The organism is Brachybacterium halotolerans subsp. kimchii (genome assembly GCF_020792675.1).
GTDB classification, from domain to species: Bacteria; Actinomycetota; Actinomycetes; order Actinomycetales; family Dermabacteraceae; genus Brachybacterium; species Brachybacterium halotolerans.
Genome location: NZ_CP086254.1, coordinates 790,061 through 814,094 on the forward strand (window position 1 = coordinate 790,061; position 24,034 = coordinate 814,094).

The following is a 24,034-nucleotide window of genomic DNA, read 5'->3' on the forward strand; positions in this document are numbered from 1 at the left end:
AGGCTCCTAGGTTCCGGTGGCGGGTCGGGTGGCGAACAGGGAGGTGAACCATGAGATGGCGTCGTCCCATCGTGCACCGAGGATCTGGAAGAGCGCCTGTCCGCCGGGCGTGGCCCACATGGCCACGGAGAGGGCGAGCAGGCCGGCGACGGCCAGCAGCACGAGCTGGAGGGTGGAGATCCGCTGGCGATAGAGCCGGGACACGCCCTTGGCGTCCACGAGCTTGGAGCCCACGCGCAGCCGGGTGAGGAAGGTCGAGCTCATGCCGGCGCGGCCCTTGTCCAGGAACTCCTCGAGGGTGCCGTGGGTGCCGACGGCCACGATCACGCTCGCGCCCTTCTCATCGGCCAGGAGCATCGCGATGTCCTCGCTGGTGCCGGCGGCGGGGAACACGACCGCGTCCTCGGCGAGATCGAGCTCCGCCAGGCGCTCCATGCCCGGGGCGCGGCCGTCGCGATAGGCGTGGACGACGAGCTCGGCGCCCGATGCCAGCGCCCTGTCGGAGACGGAGTCCATGTCCCCGATGATCATGTCGGGCTTCCAGCCGGCCTCGAGGACCGCGTCGGCGCCGCCGTCGACGCCGATCACCACGGGGCGGTTCTCGCGCAGGAACGGACCGAGCGTCGCGAGGTCCTCCTTGTAGTGGTAGCCGCGCACGACGATCAGCACGGGGCGGCGGTCCATGACGGTGCGCACCTCGGGCGCGCCCACGCCGTCCAGCAGCAGGTCCTTCTCCAGGAGCATGTACTCCAGGGTGTTGCGGGCGAACAGCTCGAGCTGCTCGGAGAGGCCCTCGCGGGAGGCCTCGAGGGAGGCGGCGATCGTGGCGGGGTCCTGGCGGGTGCCGCGTGCGAGCGTGCTCCCGCCCTCGCGGACGACGCCGTCGGCGACGGTGAGGCGGGCGCCCTCGCGGACCTTCTCGAACAGCTCGGGGCCGCAGTCGTCGACGAGCGCGATGCCGTGGTCGACGAGGATCTGCGGCCCGGCGTTCGGGTAGCGGCCGGAGGTGGAGCGGGCGGCGTTGAGGACGGCCGCGGGCGCCTTCTCGACGAGCGCCTCGGCGGCGACGCGGTCGATGTCCTCATGGTCGATGACCGCGATGTCGCCGGGCTCGAGGCGCTTGGTGAGGTCCTTCGTGCGTCGGCCGATGCGCGCGGTCCCCAGGACGGTGCCGACGGTCGTGCTCATCGCCCCTCCCCCGGTGCCGACGCCGATGCCGACGGGTCCGCCGAGTCGTCGAGCAGCTCGCGGGCGTGGGCGAGGGCGAGCTCGCTGGTCTCGCCGGAGAGCATGCGGGCGAGCTCGTGGATGCGGCCCTCGCGGTCCAGTCTCTGCACGGTGGAGCTCGTGCCGCCGTCCTCGCTGTGCTTGACGATCTGCAGGTGCGTGGAGGCGTGGGAGGCGACCTGCGGGAGGTGCGTGACGACGATGACCTGCGCGTTCTCGGCGAGCCGCTGGAGGCGCTGGCCCACGGCGAGGGCGGCGCGGCCGCCGATCCCCGCGTCGATCTCGTCGAAGACGAACACGGGAGCGGCGGTGCGGTCCTCGCGGGAGGAGCCGAGCGCGACCTCGAGGGCGAGCATGACGCGCGAGAGCTCGCCGCCGCTCGCGGCGGTCGCGACGGGCAGGTGGTCGGCGCCGGGGTGGGGCGCGAGCAGGAACGCCACGCGGTCGCGGCCGTGCGGACGGGGTGCGTGCGGGGCGACCTCGACCTCGAGGCTCGCCTGGGGCATCTCGAGGTGGACGAGCTCGGACTCGACGGCGCGCGCGAGGCGCGAGGCGGCCTCGCGCCGGGCGTCCGAGAGCGCCTCCGCGGCCTCGTCGAGGGCGGTCTCCAGGCCCGTCATCTCCTCGCGGGCGGCGGACAGCTCGGTCTCGGCGCCGTCGAAGCGGTCGAGATCGGCGGCGGCGGTGCGCGAGCTCTCGAGCAGCTCCCCGATGGTCGCGGCACCGCCGAGGGAGGGCCCGAGGTCCCGCACCAGCGTGGTCACCTCGTGCAGTCGCTCGTTGGCCTGCTCGACGCTGCCGGGCGAGGCGTCGATGCCGTCCGCGTAGCGCGAGAGATCGGCGGCCGCGTCGGAGAGCTCGAGGCGCAGGCTCTCGAGCCTGCCGAGGGTGCCCTCGAGCTCGGGATCGGTGCCGGAGGCGCTGCGCACCTGGTCGATCGCGAGGTCGAGGAGGGAGCCGACCGCGGGGCCGTCGTCCTGCCCGAGCAGCAGCGTGGACGCCTGCTCGGCGGCGGCCCGGAGGTCCACCGCGTGGTTGAGCCTCTCGAGCTGGACGCGCAGGCTCTCGTCCTCGCCGTCCTGCGGGTCGATCTCCTCGATGCGCTCGAGGGCCGTGCGCAGCTGGTCCCCCCGACGATCGCGCTCGGCGACGAGGCTCTCGAGCTCCTCGACGCGCCCGCGCAGCCCCTGCTGGCGGTCCCAGAGCTCGCGGTGGCGCTGGAGCAGGGGGCCGACGGTCTCGCCGGCGAAGCGGTCGAGGGCCTCGCGCTGCTGGTCGGCCTCTCGCAGGCGGGCCTGGTCGGCCTGTCCGTGGACGGTCACCGCGGAGCCGACGAGCCGGGCGAGCGTGCCGATCGGCACGGGCACCCCGCCGATCTGGGCGCGGGAGCGGCCGTCCTTGGTGACGCGGCGGACGACGAGCACCTCGCCGTCCTCGTCCTCGGCGCCGAGCTCGTCCAGGGCCGTCTCGAGCTCGTCGTGCCCGGCGAGCACGAGGGTGCCGTCGACGGTCCCGGCGGTGCCCGCGCGGCCGCGGTCGAGCCGCGCGCCCAGGAGCATCGAGAGGCCGGTGACGATCATGGTCTTGCCGGCACCGGTCTCGCCGGTCAGCGCGGTGAAGCCGGGCCCGAACTCGAGGGTGGCGTCGTCGATCACACCGATGCGGCGGATCCGGAGGGTGGAGAGCACGGCGGCTCCCGCTCAGACGTCGCGGCCGACGCGTCCGCGCCAGCCCACGACCGGCAGCTGGAACTTCTCCACGAGGCGGTCGGCGAACGGTGTGGTGGTGAGACGCACGAGCCGCACGGAGCGCGGGGAGAGCCGGCCCTCGACGCGCATGCCGGGGGTGATGTCGATGGTGCGGCGGCCGTCGAGGGTGAGCACGCCCTCGTCGCGGTTCTCGACGGTGAGCTCGATCGCGGCCTCGGAGGAGCGCCCCAGCACGAGGGGGCGCGAGAACAGGGCGTGGGCGGCGAGCGGGACGACGAGGAAGGCGTCCACCTCGGGCCAGATGATGGGACCCCCGGCGCTGAAGCCGTAGGCGGTCGAGCCCGTGGGGCTGGTCAGCAGCACACCGTCGCAGCCGAAGGAGGAGACGGGGCGGCCGTCGATCTCGATGACCACGTAGATCATCTTCTGGCGGTCGGCCTTCTCGAGGCTCGCGTCGTTCAGCGCCCAGTCGGTGTGGAGGATCTGGTCCTTGGGGCCGCGGATGACGATGTCGAGGGTCGCACGCTCCTCGATGTCGTAGTCGCCGTCCAGAAGGCGCCGCACGGTCGTCGAGAGCTCCTCGACCTCGCTCTCGGCGAGGAAGCCCACGTGGCCGAGGTTCACGCCGTGCACGGGGATCTCGGCCTCGCGCACCACTTCGAGGGCGCGCAGGATGGTGCCGTCGCCCCCGAGCACGATGCCGAGCTCGACGAGGTCCGCCGCGGAGACGGCGTCGACGACGTCGACCTCCTCGGAGTCGAGGATGTCCAGGAGCCCCTCGGGCAGGCTCGCCGGGGGCGACATGCGGATCTGGTCGTACTGCTCATCGGTGATGACGGCGCGCACGCCGCGGTTGCCGAGCTCGGCCAGGACGGTCATCAGCGCCTCGAGGGCGGCGGCGCGCCCTGAGTGCGCGTACAGCAGGAAGCGCCTCATGCTCGGCGGTCCCCTTCCCTCGTCCTCGGCTCGGTCCTGTGTCCATCGGCCCGGTGCGGGCCCAGGTCATGCTCCGTGACGTGCGCCGCGGCCTGCGCGCGCCGACGTCCGGCGCGGGAGCCTGCGCGCGTACGCGGGAGCACCTGCTCGATCATGTCATAGGCGGCGCGCGGGATCCTGCGCGCCGCTCCGGCGGGTCGCGGATCGTCTGGTGGCGCGTCCGCTCCGCGGGGCGCGGCGTCACGGCGGTGCAGGTGCAGAAAGTACTCGTGGTTCCCGTCCTGCCCCGGCAGCGAGCTCTCGGCGGCCCCGCGCAGCTCGAGCCCGCGAGCATCGGCCTCCTCGACCACCCCGAGCACGGCGTCGCGGCGCAGGGCGGGATCCGCGACCACGCCGGAGCGCGGTAGCCTGCGGCGGCCGACCTCGAACTGGGGCTTCACCATGAGCAGCAGGTCGCCGCCGGGCGCGGTGAGCGCGGCGAGGTCCGCCATGAGGGTGACGAGGGAGATGAAGGAGAGGTCGCCGACGACGAGCTGCGCCGGCCCGCCGACGTCCGTGGGGTCCAGTCCGCGGATCGAGGTGCCCTCGTGCACTGCGACGCGCGGGTCCTCGCGCAGGCGCGGGTGCAGCTGGCCATGGCCGATGTCGACCGCGCGCACCTCACGTGCTCCGCGGCGCAGCAGGACGTCGGTGAACCCGCCGGTGGACGCGCCCGCGTCCAGGCAGACGAGACCGCACGGGTCCAGTCCCGTCGCGTCGAGCGCGCCCAGGAGCTTGTGGGCGGCCCGCGAGGCGTACTCCCCTCCCTCGGGGGTGCCGGTCACCTCGAGGACGGCGTCCGCGGCGACGATCAGGGAGGGCTTACGCGCGGGGCGACCGTCGACGCGAGCCCGGCCCTCCTCGACGATCCGGCGGGCATGGGTGCGGGAGGAGGCCAGGCCCGCGGCGGCCAGGGCCACGTCGAGCCGTCGGTCTCCGCCGTCCGCAGTCACGAGTCCAGCGTGCCCGGTCACGAGTCCTGCGTGCGCACCGCGCCGGACACGGCGGTCTCGGGCAGGCGCGCCGCGAGCAGCCCGAGTCCCGCGGTGAGTGCCTGCGGGGACTGCGTGCGTCCGGTCAGGACGAGGTCCTCGCCCTCGAGCCGTGCAGAGGCTGCTCCGCAGCGCGCCGTCTCTCCGTCGACCACGGCCTCGGGCGCGGGGTCGGTGAGCGAGGAGAGGTCGGGCAGGATCCACGTCGGCCGACGGACGGGCTCGGCGCGCAGCGCGGTCTCGACGCTGTCGACTCCCGTGAGGACGAGGAGGGTGTCGATGCCGGCGCGGTTGCCGCCCTCGATGTCGGTGTCGAGACGATCGCCGACGGCGAGCGGACGCCGGGCTCCCAGCGCCTTCGCGGCGAGGGAGAACATGGCCGGCTCGGGCTTGCCCGCCACGAGCGGCGTGCGACCGGTGGCGTGCACGAGCGCCTGCACGAGCGCGCCGTTGCCCGGGGCGATGCCTCGCTCGGTGGGCAGGGTCGCATCGGTGTTGGTGGCGATCCAGGGGATCCCGCGGCGCAGGGCGTAGCCGCCCTCGGCGAGCTGGGCCCAGCCGAGGTCCGGGGAGAATCCCTGGACGACGGCCGTGACCTCATCGCCGTCCTCGCGCACGGGGGTGAACCCCGCGGAGGCGACGGCCTCCATCAGTCCGTCCGCGCCGAGCACGAGGATGGTGGACCCGGCCGGTGCGTGCTCCGCGAGGAGCTGCACCGCGATCTGCGGGGAGGAGGCGATCTCCTCGGGCGCCGCGTCGACGTCGACCGTGGCGAGGTGCGCCACGGCCTGCTCGGGAGTGCGGGAGGCGTTGTTGGTGACGAAGCCGATCTTCAGGCCCCGAACGCGCGCGGTGCGCACGGCCTCCGCGGCGTGCGGGATGGGCCGCGAGCCGTGCATGAGGGTGCCGTCGAGGTCGAGGAGGAGGGCGTCGTACCGCTCGAGCATGCTCAGGTCGTGTCGGCGCGCGCTCATACCTGTCGCTCCTGCTGATCGTCGGCCTGATCGCTCACCGCAGCGTCGTCACGGGGCTCTTCCGCCTCGCTCTGCGCATCCGCCACGGGCTCCGGGCCGTCGTCCTCGAGGTCGGCGCTCTCGGATGAGGCGTCCTCCTGCTCCTCGGAGTCGTCCGACTCGTCGGAGTCCTCGAAGGCGTCGAGGACGCTGAGCTCCTCGGAGTCGTCCCAGGGCGGATCATCGACCTCCGGCTCCGGCACAGGACGGCCCAGGCGCTCGGCAGCGTCGGTCTCGTGGTCGGTGTCCGCGTCGGCGGCCAGCGTGAGCCAGCGGTGCGCCTCGTCGCCGCGACCCGCGCGCTCGAGCAGGTCGGCATAGGCGACCCACAGCCGCACCTGCCAGCGACCGTCGACCTTGCTGCGCAGGGCGGGGATGTCGAGGGTCCCGAGGGCGGTCTCGATGTCGCCGGTGTCGGCGTAGGCGCCGGCCACGACGATCATCAGCTCGATCGTCCCGGAGACGTCGAGCGTGGACGCATCGTCCGAGGCGGCGATCTCCAGGGCGCGCTCGGGACGGCCGATCCCCCGCTCGCAGTCGGCGAGCATGGGCAGCAGGTCCACGCGGCCGGAGATGCGCATCGCGGTGCGGAACTCCCGGGCCGCGGTGCGGAACTCCTCGCTGCGGTACGCGGCGATGCCGTAGATCTCGCGGGTGATGCCGACGCGTCCCCCGATGCTCGCGGCGAACTGGGCATGGGCGAGCGCGAGCGGCAGGTCGTTCTCGTCGAGAGCCGCGATGGCTGCGACGAGGTGGCGGCTCGTGCGCTCCGCGGTCTCCTTGCGAAGGGAGCGGAGCTCGTCGGAGATGTCCCGGTCGAGCTCGCGACCTGTGATCGCTTCGTCCAGAGGAGGCTCCGGCGGACGGGTGCTGCGAAGCGCCTCTCCCGGCCTCTGCGAGGACGAATCCCGCGGACCGCCGAAGCGCCCGGCGCCGCGCTGGTCGCGATCGGAGCGGGGACCACGACGATCGTCGTCCCTGCGCGGGCCACGCCGGCCATCGTCCTTCCAGGGACCTCGCCGAACATCGTCCCGGCGCGCGCGACGGTTCCCGTCAGGACGGCCATCACCACGGGTGTCGTCACGCCGGAAACTGCGCCTGTCGTCGTCCCTGCGGGGACCGCGCCGGTCATCGTCACGGCGCGGACGACCCCGATCACCATCACGACGTGCGCCATAGGACGAGCCGTCCCCACGAGGAACCCGCCGGTCATCGTCGCGGCCGTAGCCCCGACGATCGCCGTCCCGGCGCTGTGCGGAGCCTTCACCCTCACGACGGAAGGATCGCTGGTCGCCGTCGCGACGCGGGCCGCCGCGCTCATCACTGTTCCGAGAGGAGCCGCTCTGTCGATCATCGCGCTGACCGCGATACCCACCGCGCCGGTCGGACTCGCGCGCGAGGCCTCGACGATCCTCCTGCCGACGTTGGCCGGAGCGATCGTCGCGGCGCTGCGAGCGCCGCGCGTCGTCCTGGCCGCCGGAACGGGGACGGCCGGCTCCGCGGGGAGGACGGCCCTGATGTTGGGCGCGACCGGAGTGTCCACGATCTTCGTGCGAGCCGCCTGATCGGCTGCCTGTGCTCTCGTCCGCCACGTTCTCCACCCTCGAAGTTCTCTATGAGTACTGCCTAGGGCTCACAGGTTAGGTGACGCCGGCACCAGCACCGAGAGTTCTCCCGGTCGCGGTGACTGACTCCACGGGCGGAAGAGTGGGCGGCGTGGTGCACGTCGCCTCGGAGGCGACCGAAGCCCGCCCCCGCCCCCGGCAGCGGGCGAGAGGAAACTCGGGGCGGCGCCACCAAGGAGTCGCCGGCAGCTCGTCCATGAGCTCCCCCGGCTTCAAGGACCCGGCCCAGAACCTCCACAGCACTCCCGACCCCTCGTGGAGCCCGTGGGGCGGCATCACGCAACCACACCCAGCGGGGGCAGGTGAAGCGGCACGGCGTATGCACGCGGAAAAGGGTTGTGGCTCGTCACCGCGCTCCACCCGAACCCACAACATAGGTTCGGGGAGCTGCTCGTGACGAGCCACAACCCTCATTCACAAAGGAATGTCCGGCGGCGTCCTACTCTCCCACACCCTCCCGAGTGCAGTACCATCGGCGCAGAAGGGCTTAGCTACCGGGTTCGGAATGGAACCGGGCGTTTCCCCAACGCTATGACCGCCGTAACACCACGAGACAACACCAGCCCACCACACCCCTCACTATCGGAGGATGCGCGGGGTTGTTTCCCGAGAACCACACAGTAGACGCGAGCACAGCACACAATTCTCAAAATTTGTGTTGATAAGTCATCGGCCATTAGTACCAGTCAGCTCCACACATTACTGTGCTTCCACATCTGGCCTATCAACCCAGTCATCTCCTGGGGGCCTCCCACACCACAAGGGTGCACGGATATCTCATCTTGAAGCAGGCTTCCCGCTTAGATGCTTTCAGCGGTTATCCCTTCCCGACGTAGCCAACCAGCCATGCCCTTGGCAGAACAACTGGCACACCAGAGGTCAGTCCATCCCGGTCCTCTCGTACTAGGGACAGGTCTTCTCAAATATCCAACGCGCGCAGCGGATAGGGACCGAACTGTCTCACGACGTTCTAAACCCAGCTCGCGTACCGCTTTAATAGGCGAACAGCCTAACCCTTGGGACCAACTCCAGCCCCAGGATGCGACGAGCCGACATCGAGGTGCCAAACCATGCCGTCGATATGAGCTCTTGGGCAAGATCAGCCTGTTATCCCCGGGGTACCTTTTATCCGTTGAGCGACACCCATTCCACAATGAGGTGCCGGATCACTAGTTCCTGCTTTCGCACCTGCCCGACATGTCTGTCTCGCAGTCAAGCTCCCTTGTGCACTTACACTCAACACCTGATTGCCAACCAGGATGAGGGAACCTTTGAGCGCCTCCGTTACTCTTTAGGAGGCAACCGCCCCAGTTAAACTACCCATCAGGCACTGTCCCTGATCCGGATCACGGACCGAGGTTAGGAATCCAGAACGACCAGAGTGGTATTTCAACAACGACTCCACACGAACTAGCGTCCATGCTTCCCAGTCTCCCACCTATCCTACACAAGCCGTCCCGAACACCAATACCAAACTATAGTAAAGGTCCCGGGGTCTTTCCGTCCTGCTGCGCGTAACGAGCATCTTTACTCGTAATGCAATTTCGCCGAGTTCGCGGTTGAGACAGTGGAGAAGTCGTTACGCCATTCGTGCAGGTCGGAACTTACCCGACAAGGAATTTCGCTACCTTAGGATGGTTATAGTTACCACCGCCGTTTACTGGGGCTTAAATTCTCAGCTTCGCACCACAAGGGCGCTAACCAGTCCTCTTAACCTTCCAGCACCGGGCAGGCGTCAGTCCGTATACAGCGTCTTACGACTTCGCACGGACCTGTGTTTTTAGTAAACAGTCGCTTCTCCCTGGTCTCTGCGGCCCTCACAGCTCTCACTGCTCAGGCCCCCCTTCTCCCGAAGTTACGGGGGCATTTTGCCGAGTTCCTTAACCACGATTCTCTCGAACGCCTCGGTATTCTCTACCTGATCACCTGAGTCGGTTTCGGGTACGGGCGACCGTATTCGTCACGCCGGAACTTTTCTCGGCAGTACAGGATCACTCACCTACGCCCATACGGGATCCCCATCACGTCTCACCCCATACGGCACCGCATTACCGGTGCGCGGGCTGCACGCTTAGACGGACTATTCCATTAAGTCCGCGGAAGCTACCTCACTGCGTCATCCCATGCGCTGACCTACTACATGCTTGGTTCCCAGCCTCACCCCCACCCACATCCCGAAGGACATGGAGGAGACTCGGGTGGTTAGCATCACACGCCTCGGTATGGGTCCTCCTACGATCGGTTCGGGAATATCAACCCGATGTCCATCGACTACGCCTGTCGGCCTCGCCTTAGGTCCCGACTAACCCAGGGCGGATTAACCTGGCCCTGGAACCCTTGATCAATCGGCGGACGGGTTTCTCACCCGTCTTTCGCTACTCATGCCTGCATTCTCACTCGTGCAGCCTCCACCACTGGGTTACCCCGCAGCTTCACAGTCTGCACGACGCTCCCCTACCCACCCCGGCAAAAACCGGAGTGACACAGCTTCGGCGGTGTACTTGAGCCCCGCTACATTGTCGGCGCAGAATCACTTGACCAGTGAGCTATTACGCACTCTTTCAAGGGTGGCTGCTTCTAAGCCAACCTCCTGGTTGTCTCAGCAACTCCACATCCTTTTCCACTTAGCACACGCTTAGGGGCCTTAGCTGATGTTCTGGGCTGTTTCCCTCTCGACGATGAAGCTTATCCCCCACCGTCTCACTGCTGCGCTCTCACGTACCGGCATTCGGAGTTTGGTTAAGGTCAGTAACCCGGTGGGGCCCATCGCCTATCCAGTGCTCTACCTCCGGCACGAAACACGCAACGCTGCACCTAAATGCATTTCGGGGAGAACCAGCTATCACGAAGTTTGATTGGCCTTTCACCCCTATCCACAGGTCATCCCCTCCATTTTCAACTGAAGTGGGTTCGCGCCTCCACGCGGTCTTACCCGCGCTTCACACTGCCCATGGATAGATCACTTCGCTTCGGGTCTAGAGCCGGCGACTGAACGCCCCGTTCAGACTCGCTTTCGCTACGGCTACCCCACACGGGTTAACCTCGCCACCGACCACTAACTCGCAGGCTCATTCTTCAAAAGGCACGCCGTCACCCCGTAAGGCTCCGACGGATTGTAAGCACACGGTTTCAGGTACTATTTCACTCCCCTCCCGGGGTACTTTTCACCTTTCCCTCACGGTACTTGTCCGCTATCGGTCACGAGGTAGTATTCAGGCTTACCAGGTGGTCCTGGCAGATTCACACCGGATTTCACGGGCCCGGTGCTACTCGGGAACAGCGTCACGCCACACACCACTTTCGTCTACGGGAGTCACACCCTCTACGCCACCGCACTCACCACGGCTTCGACTAGCAGCATGCCAAACGTCGACCCTCCGGCAGAAGAATCAGACACGTCCCAACAACCCCGAACCTGCAACCCCTGCCGGGTATCACACAGATCCGGTTTAGCCACCTCCGCTTTCGCTCGCCACTACTCACGGAATCACTATTGTTTTCTCTTCCTGTGGGTACTGAGATGTTTCACTTCCCCACGTTCCCTCCACACCACCTATACATTCAGTGGCGGGTACCAGAGCATGACCCCTGGTGGGTTTCCCCATTCGGACATCCCCGGATCACAGGTCGGTTGTCACCTCCCCGAGGCTTATCGCAGACTCCTACGTCCTTCATCGGCTCCTCGTGCCCAGGCATTCACCGTGCGCCCTTGAAGACTTAGGCAACACAAAAAAATATCACAAAGACACTAAAAATTGCTTACAAGATGCTCGCGTCCACTATGCAGTTCTCAAAAAACAACCCCACACCACCACAACCCACCAACCGGCAGATCATGACGGGGAGGACCAGCCACACACCCACACCCCCCACAAGAGGGGCAGGGCTGCGTGCAGCCTCAAAACCCAATAGCGTGCCTCCACCTCAAACCCACCAGCCAGACCATCCGTTCCATCCCCCGAAGAGGAGTACTACGACAGCCACACGACCAGCGAGCGAAGCGCCCATCCGTTGATGTTCCACCCATGAGCAACCACCCCCACCACGAACGGGCAGGCAAGCGGCCACCAATACTGGTGATGCTCCTTAGAAAGGAGGTGATCCAGCCGCACCTTCCGGTACGGCTACCTTGTTACGACTTAGTCCCAATCACCGATCCCACCTTCGACGGCTCCCCCCACAAGGGATGGGCCACCGGCTTCGGGTGTTACCGACTTTCGTGACTTGACGGGCGGTGTGTACAAGGCCCGGGAACGTATTCACCGCAGCGTTGCTGATCTGCGATTACTAGCGACTCCGACTTCATGGGGTCGAGTTGCAGACCCCAATCCGAACTGAGACCGGCTTTTTGGGATTCGCTCCACCTCACAGTATCGCAACCCATTGTACCGGCCATTGTAGCATGCGTGAAGCCCAAGACATAAGGGGCATGATGATTTGACGTCGTCCCCACCTTCCTCCGAGTTGACCCCGGCAGTCTCCCATGAGTCCCCACCATCACGTGCTGGCAACATGGAACGAGGGTTGCGCTCGTTGCGGGACTTAACCCAACATCTCACGACACGAGCTGACGACAACCATGCACCACCTGTGCACCAGTCCAAAGAAGGCCACATCTCTGCAGCTGTCCAGTGCATGTCAAGCCTTGGTAAGGTTCTTCGCGTTGCATCGAATTAATCCGCATGCTCCGCCGCTTGTGCGGGCCCCCGTCAATTCCTTTGAGTTTTAGCCTTGCGGCCGTACTCCCCAGGCGGGGCACTTAATGCGTTAGCTACGGCGCGGAAAACGTGGAATGTCCCCCACACCTAGTGCCCAACGTTTACGGCATGGACTACCAGGGTATCTAATCCTGTTCGCTCCCCATGCTTTCGCTTCTCAGTGTCAGTAATGGCCCAGAGACCTGCCTTCGCCATCGGTGTTCTTCCTGATATCTGCGCATTTCACCGCTACACCAGGAGTTCCAGTCTCCCCTACCACACTCTAGCCTGCCCGTACCCACCGCACGCCCGAGGTTGAGCCTCGGGTTTTCACGGCAGACGCGACAAGCCACCTACAAGCTCTTTACGCCCAATAATTCCGGACAACGCTTGCGCCCTACGTATTACCGCGGCTGCTGGCACGTAGTTAGCCGGCGCTTCTTCTGCAGGTACCGTCACTCTCGCTTCTTCCCTGCTGAAAGAGGTTTACAACCCGAAGGCCGTCATCCCTCACGCGGCGTCGCTGCATCAGGCTTTCGCCCATTGTGCAATATTCCCCACTGCTGCCTCCCGTAGGAGTCTGGGCCGTGTCTCAGTCCCAGTGTGGCCGGTCGCCCTCTCAGGCCGGCTACCCGTCAACGCCTTGGTGAGCCACTACCTCACCAACAAGCTGATAGGCCGCGAGTCCATCCCCCACCGAAAAACTTTCCAACACCCACCATGCAGTAGGTGCTCATATCCGGTATTAGCCCCGATTTCCCGAGGTTATCCCGAAGTGGAGGGCAGGTTACTCACGTGTTACTCACCCGTTCGCCACTAATCCAGCCGTGCAAGCACGGCCATCATCGTTCGACTTGCATGTGTTAAGCACGCCGCCAGCGTTCGTCCTGAGCCAGGATCAAACTCTCCATCAAAAAATGAAAAACTATAATCCCGACAAAACAAACGACTAGCACATTCATATAAATCTGCTACATCATCCGTCATGCCAAAACAAAAAATTTGGCATCAACAAACAGACACGCTATTGAGATCTCAAACAACACGCGCACTCAAAGATCCGCACCCATCCGGGCCTTCTCTCCGAGGCAACCCCTAAAGCTTAGGAGCAATCGGTTCTCCATGTCAACTCGGCACCCTGTGATCTGGGCTACCACCGAAACTGACTATTGAATTAACCGGAGCACCCGAACCCATCCGAGAAACCAGAAACACTGTTCCCGATCCCCCGAACCTGTCGGCCGGGCACGAGGTAACAACTTACGCACCCCGAGCCCCCACGTCAACTCCACAGCCCCAGGTCAGAGCGTGTTCTGCACCACGTGCGCCCGGGCGGGCACCGCCGGTCGACGCCGGAGGCTCGCCGCTCGCTCGCTCGGAGCCCTCCGGTCGTGCCTGTGGGTGGTCCGTCATGAACTCGCGAGGGCGGCCCGGAGCCGTGCGTCGGCGCCCTGAGGACCGAGGGACGAGGTTCAGGCTGCCGGCACCACGCCGCGATGCAGGGCGACGATGCCGCCGGTGAGGTTGCGGAACTGGACCTGCTTCAGGCCCTCCTCGAGCATCCAGGTGCGCAGCTCCTCCTGGTCCGGCCAGTCGAGGATCGACTCCGAGAGGTAGTCGTAGGCCTCGGGGCTCTGCGTCACGCGATGGGCGACCGCGGGGATCGCGCGCAGCAGGTACCTGCTGTAGACGGTGCGGAACACGGTGGACGTGGGCGTCGAGAACTCGCAGATGACGACCCGCCCGCCGGGCCGGACCACGCGCGTCATCTCCGCGATGGCGGTCCGAGGCCGCTGCACGTTGCGCAGTCCGAAGGAGATGACAGCGGCGTCGAAGGAGTCGTCGGCGAACGGCAGCGCCTGCGCATCCGCGGCGACGAAGGGAATGTGCGGCTGGCGCCGTCGGCCCTCCTCCATCATGCCCAGCGAGAAGTCGGCGGCCACGGCGTCGGCGCCGGCGTCCACGAGCGCGGCGGTCGAGGTGCCCGTGCCGGCGGCGAGGTCCAGGACGTGCTGGCCCGCCGTGATGTCCAGCGAATCCACCATGGCCCGCCGCCACGAGCGCACCTGTCCCAGGGCGGCGAGGTCGTTCATGAGGTCGTACCTGCGCGCGATGCCGTCGAACATCCCGGCGACGTCGTAGGGGTTCTTGTCGAGGTCCGCGCGGTTCATGCCTCGATACTGCCAGAACTCGCGCCCCGGTTCGTCGCCGAGGGGACGTAGCGGGACCGTCCACACAGCGGAGCCGTCTCGCACGGAGGGGGCGCCCCGTCGGACAATGGCCGCGTCGGCGCCGGCGCGGCGCTCTCCTGTGCCGCAGCCGCCGCGCCCTGTCCACCACCGTCACCTCGCAGGAGGCCAAGTGCCCGCGCTCGACCGCATCACCATCCCCGACGAGCTGCTCCCGACCGACGGGCGGTTCGGCTCCGGCCCCTCGCGGATCCGTCCCGAGCAGATGGCCGCTCTCTCGGCGCTCGGCTCGAGCGTCATGGGGACCTCCCACCGGCAGGCGCCCGTCAAGGACCTCGTGCGCCGGGTCCGTGAGGGCCTCGCGGAGCTCTTCGCCCTCCCCGAGGGATACGAGATCGTCCTGGGCAACGGCGGCTCGACCGCGTTCTGGGACGCGGCCGCATTCGGTCTGATCCGCGAGCGCGCACAGCACCTGGTCCTGGGCGAGTTCTCCTCGAAGTTCGCAGCGGAGACCGCCGGCGCGCCCCACTTGTCGGATCCCTCGGTGCTGCGCGCCGAGCCCGGCAGCGGCATCGCTGCCCGGGCGGACGAGACGGTGGATGCCTACGCGTGGCCGCAGAACGAGACGTCGACCGGTGTCATGCTCCCGGTGCGCCGGCCGGAGGGCGCCGGCGAGGATCAGCTCGTCCTCGTCGACGCGACGAGCGCCGCGGGCGGAGTGGCCGTGGACCTCGCCCAGACGGACGCGTACTACTTCGCCCCGCAGAAGTCCTTCGCCTCCGACGGAGGGCTCTGGATCGCGGCCCTCTCCCCCGCTGCGATCGAGCGCGCCGAGCAGCTCGATGCCGGCGACCGCTGGATCCCCGAGTTCCTCTCGCTCACGGCCGCGATCAGCAACTCCCGCAAGGACCAGACGCTGAACACCCCTGCGATCGCCACCCTCGTGCTGCTGGCGGAGCAGATCGAATGGATCCTCGGCCAGGGTGGACTGGCCTGGGCCGACGCGCGCACCCGCGCCACGAGCGGTCTCCTGCAGGACTGGGCCGCGGCGCGCGAGGAGGTCTCCCCCTTCGTCGCCGACCCGGCGCTGCGCTCCCAGGTCGTCACGACGCTGGACCTTGCCGACGACGTCGATGCCGCGGGCATCGCCTCCCTGCTCCGCTCGCGCGGGATCGTGGACATCGAGCCCTACCGGAAGCTCGGCCGCAACCAGCTGCGGATCGCGACGTTCCCCGCCGTGCCGGAGTCCGATGTGCGCTCCCTGATCGCCGTCCTCGACCATGTCCTGGACGCGCTGCGGGAGGGCTGAGCGGCAGGCCGGTCACCACGAAGGACCGGACCGCCCGTGCGAAGGGCCCGGGCCGATCGCCGTCATGGCGTCGGCCCGGGCCCTTCGCGCGAGTCGGGCGCGGTCATTCCCCGGCACCCTCGCGCGGGGCGTCCAGGAGGACGTCGTGCAGCATGCGGGCGGCCGTCTCCAGCTGTCCGAGCTGGGCGTCGTCGAGGCCGTCGATCCGCTCGCGGAGCCAGGCGCTGCGGGCCCGTCGGCCCTCCTCGACGATCGTCGCGCCCTCCTCGGTGAGGGCGAGCAGGACCTGCCGCCGGTCGCTCGGGTGGGGACGCCGGGCGACCCATCCCGCCTCCTCGAGCCGGGCGATGATGCGCGTCATCACGGGCGGGCTCACGCGCTCGAAGTCGGCGACGCGCCCGGGCGTGGCCTCGCCCTCTCTGTGCAGGTAGGCGAGCACGGAGAACTGGGCCACGGAGACCTCCTCCGAGGCCGCGCGCGAGCGCAGGCGCCGCGAGGACACCAGCAGCACGCGGTGGAGATCCGCGACGATGTCGTCGACGTGCGCCTCGCGGGCCCGGTCGCTCACGTCAGCAGGCTCTCGAGGGGGCCGCGCAGGAAGTAGAGCACGAACAGGACGGCCACCACGTACATCAGCCAGTGGACCTCGCGGGCCTTGCCGCGCACGATCCGGATCACGACGTACATGAGGAAGCCCGCGCCCATGCCCACCGTGATCGAGTAGGTGAAGGGCATGAGCATGATGGTGAGGAAGGCGGGGATCGCCTTCTCGACGTCGGTGAAGTCGATCGAGGTCACCTGGGTCATCATGAGGAAGCCGACCATCACCAGCGCAGGTGTGGCCGCCTCGTAGGGCACCATCGCGACGAGCGGCGAGAGCAGCGTGCTGAGCAGGAACGCGAGGCCCGCGACGATCGCGGCCAGGCCCGTGCGGGCGCCCTCGGCGACGCCCGACGCCGACTCGGCGTAGCTCGTCGCGGAGGAGACGCCGCCGACGCCGCCGGCGATCGCCGCGAGGGAGTCGACCACCAGGATCCGCTGGGAATGGGGGATGTCGCCGTCCTCGTCGAGCATGTCGCCCTCGGCGGCGACCGCGACCATGGTGCCCATGGTGTCGAAGAAGTCGGCCAGCAGCAGCGAGAACACGATCGTGGTCGCGCCCACGGCGCCGGCCGCGGTGATGCCGCCGATGGGGTCCACGGTGAACAGCGTCGAGAAGTCGGGCATCTGCACGGGCGAGCCGCCGAGGCTCGGCACGTTCAGGCTCCAGCCGTGCGGGTTCGCGGCGCCGCCGTCGGACCCGTCGGAGTACGCGCCCACGCCGACGACCTTCTCGATGACGATCGCGAGCACGGTCGCGGCGACGATCGCGATGAGGATGGCGCCGGGGACCCTGCGCACGTACAGCGCGAACATGAGGACCAGGCCCACGATGAACACGAGGATCGGCCAGCCGGCCAGGGAGCCGTCCGCCCCCAGCTGGACCGGGGTGCCGTCGGCGGGGGTGATGAAGCGGGCGTTGAACAGGCCCACGAAGGCGATGAACAGGCCGAGGCCCACGCCGATCGCGGTCTTCATGAACGGAGGCACCGCGTTGAAGACGGCCCGGCGGAAGCCGGTGAGCACCAGGATCAGCACGACGACGCCCTCGATGACCACGAGGCCCATCGCGCCGGCCCAGGTCATGCCCGGCAGCGGCGCGACCGAGTAGGCGATCACGGCGTTCAGGCCGAGGCCCGCGGCGAGGGCCAGGGGGAACTTCGCCCAGGCGCCCATGAGGATCGTGAGCAGTCCGGCCACGAGGGCCGTGCCGGCGGCCACCGCGGGCAGGTTGGGCTCGGTGCCGCCGCCCAGGTAGTGCCCCGTGGAATCGGGGACGGTTCCGATGATCAGCGGGTTCAGCACCACGATGTAGCACATCGCGAAGAAGGTGACGATGCCGCCGCGCACCTCGCGGCCGACGCTCGACCCCCGGGCGCTGATCCCGAAGAAGCGGTCGATGCCTGAGGAGGCGCCGGTGGGGGCGGGCGCGGTCGTGCCGGGGGGCGTCGTGTGCATGTCCAGATGCTATCCGCGCGGGCGGGAGGACCGGTTCCCTGGCGGACGTCGTGGACGGCGCGCGGGAGGGCGGGGCGGTCGCGTGCCGCGATCTGCGGCGGGCGCTCGGCGCGCAAGTGCCGAGCGCACACAGGGCTCAGCTCGCCAGGCGGTCCTTCTGGGACTGGATGAAGCGGTAGTAGTCGGCGTGCGTGAGATCACGCGCCGCGGCCTCGTCGACGACGACGGTGACCGCGGGGTGCATCTGCAGGATGCTGGCCGGGCAGGCGGCGCTCACGGGGCCCTCGGCCATGTCGCGCACGGCCTGCGCCTTCCCCGCGCCGGTCGCGATGAGCACGATCCGGCGCGCCTCGCGGATGGTCTCCAGGCCCTGGGTGAGGACGTGGATCGGGACCTCGTCGGAGCTCGAGAAGAAGCGGGCGTTGTCGCGCACGGTCTGCTCGGTCAGGGTCTTCACGCGTGTGCGGGAGCCGAAGGAGCTGCTGGGCTCGTTGAAGCCGATGTGGCCGTTGGCGCCGATGCCGAGGATCTGGATGTCCACCCCGCCGGCCTCGCCGATGGAGGCGTCGTAGCGCACGGCCTCGGCGCGCGGGTCGGACGCCTCGCCGTCGGGCGAGAGCACGAGCTCATCGGGGATGTCCACGTGGCCGGTGAAGGTGTCGCGGATGAAGCGGTGGTAGCTCTGCTCGTGGTCGGCGCTGAGGCCGATGTACTCGTCGAGCAGGAAGGCTCGCGCGTGGGCGAAGCTCAGTCCCTGCTCGCGGTGGCGCGCGATCAGCTCGCGGTAGGTGAGGACCGGGCTCGAGCCGGTCGCCAGGCCGAGCACGGCGCCGTCCTCGCCGCGCTCGCGCAGGACCGCCTCGAAGCGGTCGGCGACGACCGCGGCCGCCTGCTCGGCGTCCTTCGCGATGATGATCTCCACGGGTCCTCCTGCAGTCCGTCGCCCGGCCCGGGAAGCACCCGCCGGACGGCTCATCGATGATCGAGCATGACCGGATCAGACGTCCAATGATCATGTCCGGTCACATCATAGAGCACGCGGGATGGCTCGCCGCACCTCCGGCGGTCCCGCTGTGCGCGACGGATCATCGGAGCCGCGGGCAGGGACAGCAGGACGACGACGGGCCCCGGGGATCACTCCCCGGGGCCCGTCGTCGTCCGCGCCGCGTCAGCGCCGCGTGCGCATGTCGGTCAGCGCGTCACTTCTTCTTCGGACCGGCCGCGAGCTCGAAGGCGCCGCGGGGGTTCGTCGACTGCGGGATGCCGATGATGTCGCGGCGCGAGATCGCGGTGCTCGCCCAGTCGGCGACGACGGCGGCCTTCCGGCCGATCGTCGGCATCGTGTACAGGTGGTACGCGCGAGCGGCGGCCCAGGCGGGGACGCCCTTGAGCTCGATGCGCTTGTCGCCGAGCAGGAGGTACCCCATGCCCTTGTACATGCCCAGGGTCGCCATGGTGCCCATGTTCTTGTGGTAGTAGTCCACGAGCGGGCGGCCCTGCACGGAGCGCGTGATGTTGTCCGCGATCCGCTTGCCCTGGCGCACGGCGTGCTGGGCGTTGGGCGGGCAGATCTTGTCCTCGCCGGAGGCCAGGTCCGGGACGGCCGCGCAGTCGCCGCCGGCGAACACGTCGTCCATGGCGCCCTCGGCGCCCTTGACCCGGAGATCGGGGAGGCACTCGAGCTTGCCCATCTTCGGGCCGCGCTCGGAGAGCACGGGGATGTCGAAGGCCTCGGCCTCGCTCAGCAGCGGGTTCGGCTTCACGCCCGCGTTCCAGACGATGAGGTCGGTCTCGAACTCGTCGTCGTCGCTGGTCTTGATGACGTTGTTCTCGCAGGAGTTCACGAACGTCTCGAGCTTGACCTCGACGCCGCGCTCGCGCAGCTGGTTGAGCGCGTAGGCGCGCTGCTCCTCGCTGACCTCGGGGAAGATGAAGGGCGCGGCGTCGATGAGGACGAAGCGCACGTCCGAGGAGTGCAGGTCGGGGTAGTAGCGCAGGGCGTCGCGGACCATGTCCTCGGCCTCCGCCACGGCCTCGCCGCCGGCGAAGCCGCCGCCGATGAAGGTGAAGGTGAGCAGCCGCTTGCGGGTGCGGGGATCCTTGGTCGACGCGGCCTCGGCGAGGTTCGCGAGGATGCGGTCGCGCACGGCCACGGCCTCCTCGACCCACTTGAAGCCGATCGCGTTCTCGGCGAGGCCGGGGATCGGCAGCAGGCGCGGCACGGAGCCCAGGCCCAGCACGAGGTAGTCGTAGGAGATCTCGAGGTCGTCGCCGTCCTCGGTCTCGACCGAGACGACCTTCTCGGAGCTCTTCACGCCGGTGACGGCGCCGGTGACGACCTTGGTGCCCGAGAGCGCCTTGCGCAGCGGGGCGAGCGCGTTGCGCGGGTCGATCGAGCCGGAGCCGACCTCGGGGAGGAAGGGGGCGAAGGTCAGGTACGGGCGCGAGTCCACGACCGTGATCGCGATGTCGGAGCCGAGCGACTTCCGCAGCTCGCTGGCCGTGGTGAGCCCGACGGACCCGCCGCCGAGGATGAGGACATGGGGCTTTCCGCCGGTGATGGTGTTCATACCGACAGGATAGGGCCAAGGAGCTGTGCGGAGAAAAAACCTCCGCTCGGCAAGACATGGGCGGCTCCGGGGCGTTTCTGCCCCACTGCCCGCACGTTCGTGCAGGTCGCCGCTCCACGCGCGGTGGCTCAGATCACAGCAGGGAGAGCGCGATGCCGTCGAGGATGTCGTGCTCGGAAGAGCGCACCTCGGAGATCCCCGAGGCCTCCTGCACGCGCGCGAGCACGCGCTCCCAGATCAGCGCACCTGCGCCGATGACGTCGATCCGCCCGGGGTGGATGATCGGGCGACGGCGGCGCTCGTCCGTGCTCATGGCGAGCACCTCGAGGCAGACCTCGCGCATGCGTGCGATGTCCAGGCGCGCGCCGTGGGTGGCGTCGGGCGTGTAGACCTCGAGGCCCTGCGCGAGCGCGGTCAGCGTGGTGACGGTCCCGGCGACGCCGACGAGGGTGCGCGTGGGTGGCAGCGGCACAACCTCCTCGGCCTGGTCGAGCAGGGAGTCGATGTCCGCGCGGGCGGCGTCGATCTCCGGCTCGCTCGGCGGGTCGGAGCGCAGGTGGCGCTCGGTGAGACGGACGGAGCCCATGTCCAGGCTGATGCGGTGCTCGGGCGCCTCGATGCCGGCGACGAGCTCGGTGGAGCCGCCGCCGATGTCCACGACGAGGCGCGGCCCCGGGACGAGCCCGTCGAGGGTGCTCACGGCGCCTTGGAAGGACAGCTCCGCCTCGACATCGCCGGGGACGACCTCGGGGACGACCCCGAGGATCTCCCGGACGCCGTCGATGAACTCCTCGCGGTTGGAGGCGTCGCGCGTCGCGGAGGTGGCGACGAAGCGGATCCGTTCGGCGCCGTGCGCGGAGACCGCCGAGGCGTAGTCGCGCGTCGCCGCGAGCGTGCGCTCGATCGCGGCGGGGTCGAACCGCCCGGTGCGGTCGACGTCGAAGCCCAGGCGCACGACCTCCATCCGGCGCTCGACGTCCACGAGGCCGCCGTCGCCCGCGCCGCGGGCGATCAGCAGGCGGATCGAGTTCGTGCCGCAGTCGATCGCGGCGACGGGGGCCGTGGAGGGTCCGTCCGTGCTCATCACTCGTCCTCCCCCGTGGTGCCCTCGAAGCTCTCGCAGCGGCAGACGGAGATCTCCGTGTCCGGGGCGATCTCGGCGAGGACGAGGTCGGCCACGGGGTTGACCCCGGGGCCCTCGGCCAGTCCGTGGCCGATGATCGCGTGCAGGCACTTCACGCGGCCGGGCATGCCGCCCGCGCTGATGCCCTCGATCTCCTCGACGCTCCCGAGCTCCGCGCGGCGCTCGAGGTAGCGCTCATGGGCGCGGCGGTAGCCCGCGGCGAGCTCGGGGTCCTCGCCGAGCTGCGCGGTGAGCTCGGTGAGGCGACCCGCGGCCTCGAGGTGCGAGGCGGCCTGCACCATGCTGGGCAGGGTGAGGTAGAACGAGGTCGGGAACGGCGTGCCCCCGGGCAGGCGGGGCAGGGTGCGCACCACGGCGGGGCGACCGCACGCGCAGCGGCGTGCGACCGAGTGGACGCCGCGCATCTCGCGGCCCACCTGGTCCTGCATCCGCGCGAGGTCGTCCTCGCTCGCGGGCGTCTCGTACGGCAGCGGCGGGAGCGTGCCGGGGAACGGTGTGGGAAGGGGCTGGGGAAGCGTGGTCACTCGTCGTCCTGGTCGCTGGGTGAGTCGGAGCCGCCCGCGTCGGAGGCGCCGGATCCGTTGTTCTTGCCCGTGCCGGGGGCCTGCGGGTCGTCGGCCCTGCCGTCGGCCGGCGAGACCGACGTGGTGCCGGGGTCGGCGCGGCTCGCGCCCTCGACGCTGCTCCACAGGGTCGTGTACCAGTCGCCGGAGGAGGCCTCGGCCTGCTTCTGCTGGGCCTCGGTGAGGGGGACGTCGTTGCCCGAGGAGTCCATGAGGCGGTACTGGGTCTCCCCCGGCATCGCGTAGAGCAGGCGCTCGCGGGCCTGGGCGGCCACGTAGTTCGGATCGTCCCAGCGGTCGACCTGGGCCTGGAGGTCGGCGACCTCGTCCTGCTGGCCGGAGACCTGATCCTGCAGGGAGGCGAGCTGCTGGCGCTGGGCGATGAAGGTGTTGAGCGTCGGCACGAGCGTGGCGAGGGCCACGACGATCACCGCGATGAGGATCAGCGCGCGCCGCGTGATCGTGATGACCGGGCCGTCGGGCTCATCGGCCGGATCGGTGCCGCGGGGCGCGCTGCGCGGGCGGGAGGCGGAGGCGGGGCGCGAGGAGGCGCTGCCCGGTCGCCGATCGCCGGAGGTGCGGGCGCGGTCGCCGCGTCGGCCCCCGGACGCGGCGACCGGGCGTCCCGCGGATCGTGGGGCGCCCGGTCGTCGTGCAGTCATGCGCTCGAGGGTAGCGCGCTCAGGCGGAGAACCGCGGGAACGCCGAGGCGCCGGCGTAGGTCGCGGCCTCGCCCAGCTCCTCCTCGATGCGGATCAGCTGGTTGTACTTGTTCACGCGCTCGCCGCGGGCGGGGGCGCCGGACTTGATCTGGCCGCAGTTCACGGCGACCGCGAGGTCCGCGATCGTGGTGTCCTCGGTCTCGCCCGAGCGGTGCGACATCATGCAGCGGTAGCCGCTGCGGTGCGCGAGGTCGACGGCGTCGAGGGTCTCGGTGAGCGAGCCGATCTGGTTGACCTTGACCAGGAGCGCGTTGGCGGCGCCGAGGTCGATGCCCTTGCCCAGGCGCTCGGGGTTGGTGACGAAGAGGTCGTCGCCCACGATCTGGACCTTGTCGCCTAGGGCGTCGGTGATGGCCTTCCAGCCGTCCCAGTCCTCCTCGTCCAGCGGGTCCTCGATGGAGACCAGCGGGTAGGCGTCCACGAGCTCGGTGTAGTAGTCGATGAGCTCCTGGCTGGACTTCTTGCCGCCCTCGAAGGCGTAGGTGCCGTCCTCGAAGAACTCGGAGGCCGCGACGTCGAGCGCGAGCGCCACGTCGGTGCCGGGGGCGTAGCCCGCGTTGCGGATCGCCTCGAGGATGAGGTCGAGCGCCGCACGGTTGGACTCGAGGTTCGGCGCGAAGCCGCCCTCGTCGCCGAGGCCCGTGGACAGGCCGCGCTCCTTCAGCACGGCCTTGAGCGCGTGGTACACCTCGGCGCCCATGCGGACGGCCTCGACGAAGCTGCTCGCGCCGATCGGCGCGATCATGAACTCCTGGATGTCGACGTTGGAGTCCGCGTGGGACCCGCCGTTGAGGATGTTCATCATCGGCACGGGGAGCACGTGGGCGTTCGGGCCGCCGACGTACTGGTAGAGCGGGAGGGCCGAGGAGTCGGCGGCGGCGCGGGCGACCGCGAGGGAGACGCCGAGGATCGCGTTGGCGCCCAGGGTGCCCTTGTTGGCGGTGCCGTCGGCCTCGATCATGGCCTGGTCGATGGCGCGCTGCTCCTGCGCGTCCAGACCCACGACCTCCGGGCCGAGGGAGTCGACGACGGCCTGGACGGCCTTGGTCACGCCCTTGCCCAGGTAGCGGCCCTTGTCGCCGTCGCGCAGCTCGACGGCCTCGAACTGGCCGGTGGAGGCGCCGGAGGGCACCTCGGCGCGGGCGAAGGTGCCGTCGTCGAGCAGCACCTCGACCTCGACGGTGGGGTTGCCTCGCGAGTCGAGGATCTCGCGGGACAGGACGGCGTCGATGAGAGCCATG

The 24,034-nt window shown here is 68.8% G+C and carries 16 protein-coding genes and 3 rRNA genes; 1 reads left to right on the forward strand and 18 read right to left on the reverse strand.

Features of this window, described 5'->3' with window-relative positions; genetic code table 11:
• Nucleotides 1-6: 6 nt before the first annotated feature.
• From steA to Bra3105_RS03625, 10 genes are all read right to left on the reverse strand, one after another.
• A complete protein-coding gene (gene steA / locus Bra3105_RS03580; RefSeq protein ID WP_200500498.1) occupies nucleotides 7-1,188 on the reverse strand; it encodes a putative cytokinetic ring protein SteA in 1,182 nt (393 codons plus the stop codon).
• On the reverse strand, nucleotides 1,185-2,915 hold the full coding sequence (recN, locus tag Bra3105_RS03585; protein ID WP_228358628.1) for a DNA repair protein RecN: 1,731 nt from the start codon (nucleotides 2,913-2,915) through the stop codon (nucleotides 1,185-1,187). The genes steA and recN overlap by 4 nt, the downstream gene beginning before the upstream one ends.
• A 12-nt stretch (nucleotides 2,916-2,927) precedes the next feature.
• The gene (locus tag Bra3105_RS03590; RefSeq protein WP_228358629.1) at nucleotides 2,928-3,872 is read right to left on the reverse strand and encodes an NAD kinase; all 945 of its coding nucleotides are present in this window, start codon (nucleotides 3,870-3,872) and stop codon (nucleotides 2,928-2,930) included.
• On the reverse strand, nucleotides 3,869-4,864 hold the full coding sequence (locus tag Bra3105_RS03595; RefSeq protein ID WP_323188844.1) for a TlyA family RNA methyltransferase: 996 nt from the start codon (nucleotides 4,862-4,864) through the stop codon (nucleotides 3,869-3,871). Before Bra3105_RS03595 ends, Bra3105_RS03590 begins: the two co-directional genes overlap by 4 nt.
• Before the next feature lie 17 nt (nucleotides 4,865-4,881).
• Entirely contained in the window at nucleotides 4,882-5,877 is a 996-nt protein-coding gene (locus tag Bra3105_RS03600; RefSeq protein ID WP_228358630.1) for an HAD-IIA family hydrolase, read from the reverse strand.
• The gene (locus Bra3105_RS03605) at nucleotides 5,874-6,497 is read right to left on the reverse strand and encodes a hypothetical protein (protein WP_228358631.1); all 624 of its coding nucleotides are present in this window, start codon (nucleotides 6,495-6,497) and stop codon (nucleotides 5,874-5,876) included. The genes Bra3105_RS03600 and Bra3105_RS03605 overlap by 4 nt, the downstream gene beginning before the upstream one ends.
• Nucleotides 6,498-7,967: 1,470 nt before the next feature.
• Nucleotides 7,968-8,084 (reverse strand): 5S ribosomal RNA (gene rrf / locus Bra3105_RS03610).
• A 114-nt stretch (nucleotides 8,085-8,198) separates the two neighbouring features.
• Nucleotides 8,199-11,265, reverse strand: a 23S ribosomal RNA gene (locus Bra3105_RS03615).
• A 366-nt stretch (nucleotides 11,266-11,631) separates the two neighbouring features.
• Nucleotides 11,632-13,152 (reverse strand): 16S ribosomal RNA (locus Bra3105_RS03620).
• The 16S, 23S and 5S rRNA genes sit together here, the layout of an rRNA operon.
• A gap of 558 nt (nucleotides 13,153-13,710) precedes the next feature.
• A complete protein-coding gene (locus tag Bra3105_RS03625) occupies nucleotides 13,711-14,409 on the reverse strand; it encodes a demethylmenaquinone methyltransferase (protein ID WP_228358632.1) in 699 nt (232 codons plus the stop codon).
• Nucleotides 14,410-14,599: 190 nt separating this feature from the next.
• On the opposite strand from Bra3105_RS03625, the gene serC reads away from it, so the two are divergent.
• On the forward strand, nucleotides 14,600-15,736 hold the full coding sequence (gene serC, locus Bra3105_RS03630) for a phosphoserine transaminase (protein WP_228358633.1): 1,137 nt from the start codon (nucleotides 14,600-14,602) through the stop codon (nucleotides 15,734-15,736).
• A gap of 103 nt (nucleotides 15,737-15,839) precedes the next feature.
• Here serC and Bra3105_RS03635 read toward each other — a convergent pair whose 3' ends face one another.
• The 8 genes from Bra3105_RS03635 to eno form a co-directional block, all read right to left on the reverse strand.
• Nucleotides 15,840-16,304: a MarR family winged helix-turn-helix transcriptional regulator gene (locus Bra3105_RS03635; RefSeq protein WP_228358634.1), complete on the reverse strand. Its 465-nt coding sequence runs from the start codon at nucleotides 16,302-16,304 to the stop codon at nucleotides 15,840-15,842.
• Nucleotides 16,301-17,794 (reverse strand): NCS2 family permease, encoded by a 1,494-nt coding sequence (locus Bra3105_RS03640; RefSeq protein ID WP_228358635.1) that lies wholly within the window; start codon nucleotides 17,792-17,794, stop codon nucleotides 16,301-16,303. Before Bra3105_RS03640 ends, Bra3105_RS03635 begins: the two co-directional genes overlap by 4 nt.
• Before the next feature lie 136 nt (nucleotides 17,795-17,930).
• The gene (gene nagB, locus Bra3105_RS03645; protein ID WP_228358636.1) at nucleotides 17,931-18,716 is read right to left on the reverse strand and encodes a glucosamine-6-phosphate deaminase; all 786 of its coding nucleotides are present in this window, start codon (nucleotides 18,714-18,716) and stop codon (nucleotides 17,931-17,933) included.
• A gap of 277 nt (nucleotides 18,717-18,993) precedes the next feature.
• Nucleotides 18,994-20,364: an NAD(P)/FAD-dependent oxidoreductase gene (locus Bra3105_RS03650; RefSeq protein ID WP_228358637.1), complete on the reverse strand. Its 1,371-nt coding sequence runs from the start codon at nucleotides 20,362-20,364 to the stop codon at nucleotides 18,994-18,996.
• 133 nt (nucleotides 20,365-20,497) lie between these two features.
• Nucleotides 20,498-21,448, reverse strand: coding sequence for a Ppx/GppA phosphatase family protein (locus tag Bra3105_RS03655; RefSeq protein ID WP_228358638.1), 951 nt, complete (start codon nucleotides 21,446-21,448; stop codon nucleotides 20,498-20,500).
• Nucleotides 21,448-22,032: a DUF501 domain-containing protein gene (locus Bra3105_RS03660; protein ID WP_407650894.1), complete on the reverse strand. Its 585-nt coding sequence runs from the start codon at nucleotides 22,030-22,032 to the stop codon at nucleotides 21,448-21,450. Before Bra3105_RS03660 ends, Bra3105_RS03655 begins: the two co-directional genes overlap by 1 nt.
• A complete protein-coding gene (locus Bra3105_RS03665) occupies nucleotides 22,029-22,733 on the reverse strand; it encodes an FtsB family cell division protein (protein WP_228358639.1) in 705 nt (234 codons plus the stop codon). The genes Bra3105_RS03660 and Bra3105_RS03665 overlap by 4 nt, the downstream gene beginning before the upstream one ends.
• 19 nt (nucleotides 22,734-22,752) lie before the next feature.
• Nucleotides 22,753-24,033 (reverse strand): phosphopyruvate hydratase, encoded by a 1,281-nt coding sequence (gene eno, locus Bra3105_RS03670; RefSeq protein ID WP_228358640.1) that lies wholly within the window; start codon nucleotides 24,031-24,033, stop codon nucleotides 22,753-22,755.
• Between the last annotated feature and the right edge of the window lies 1 nt (nucleotide 24,034).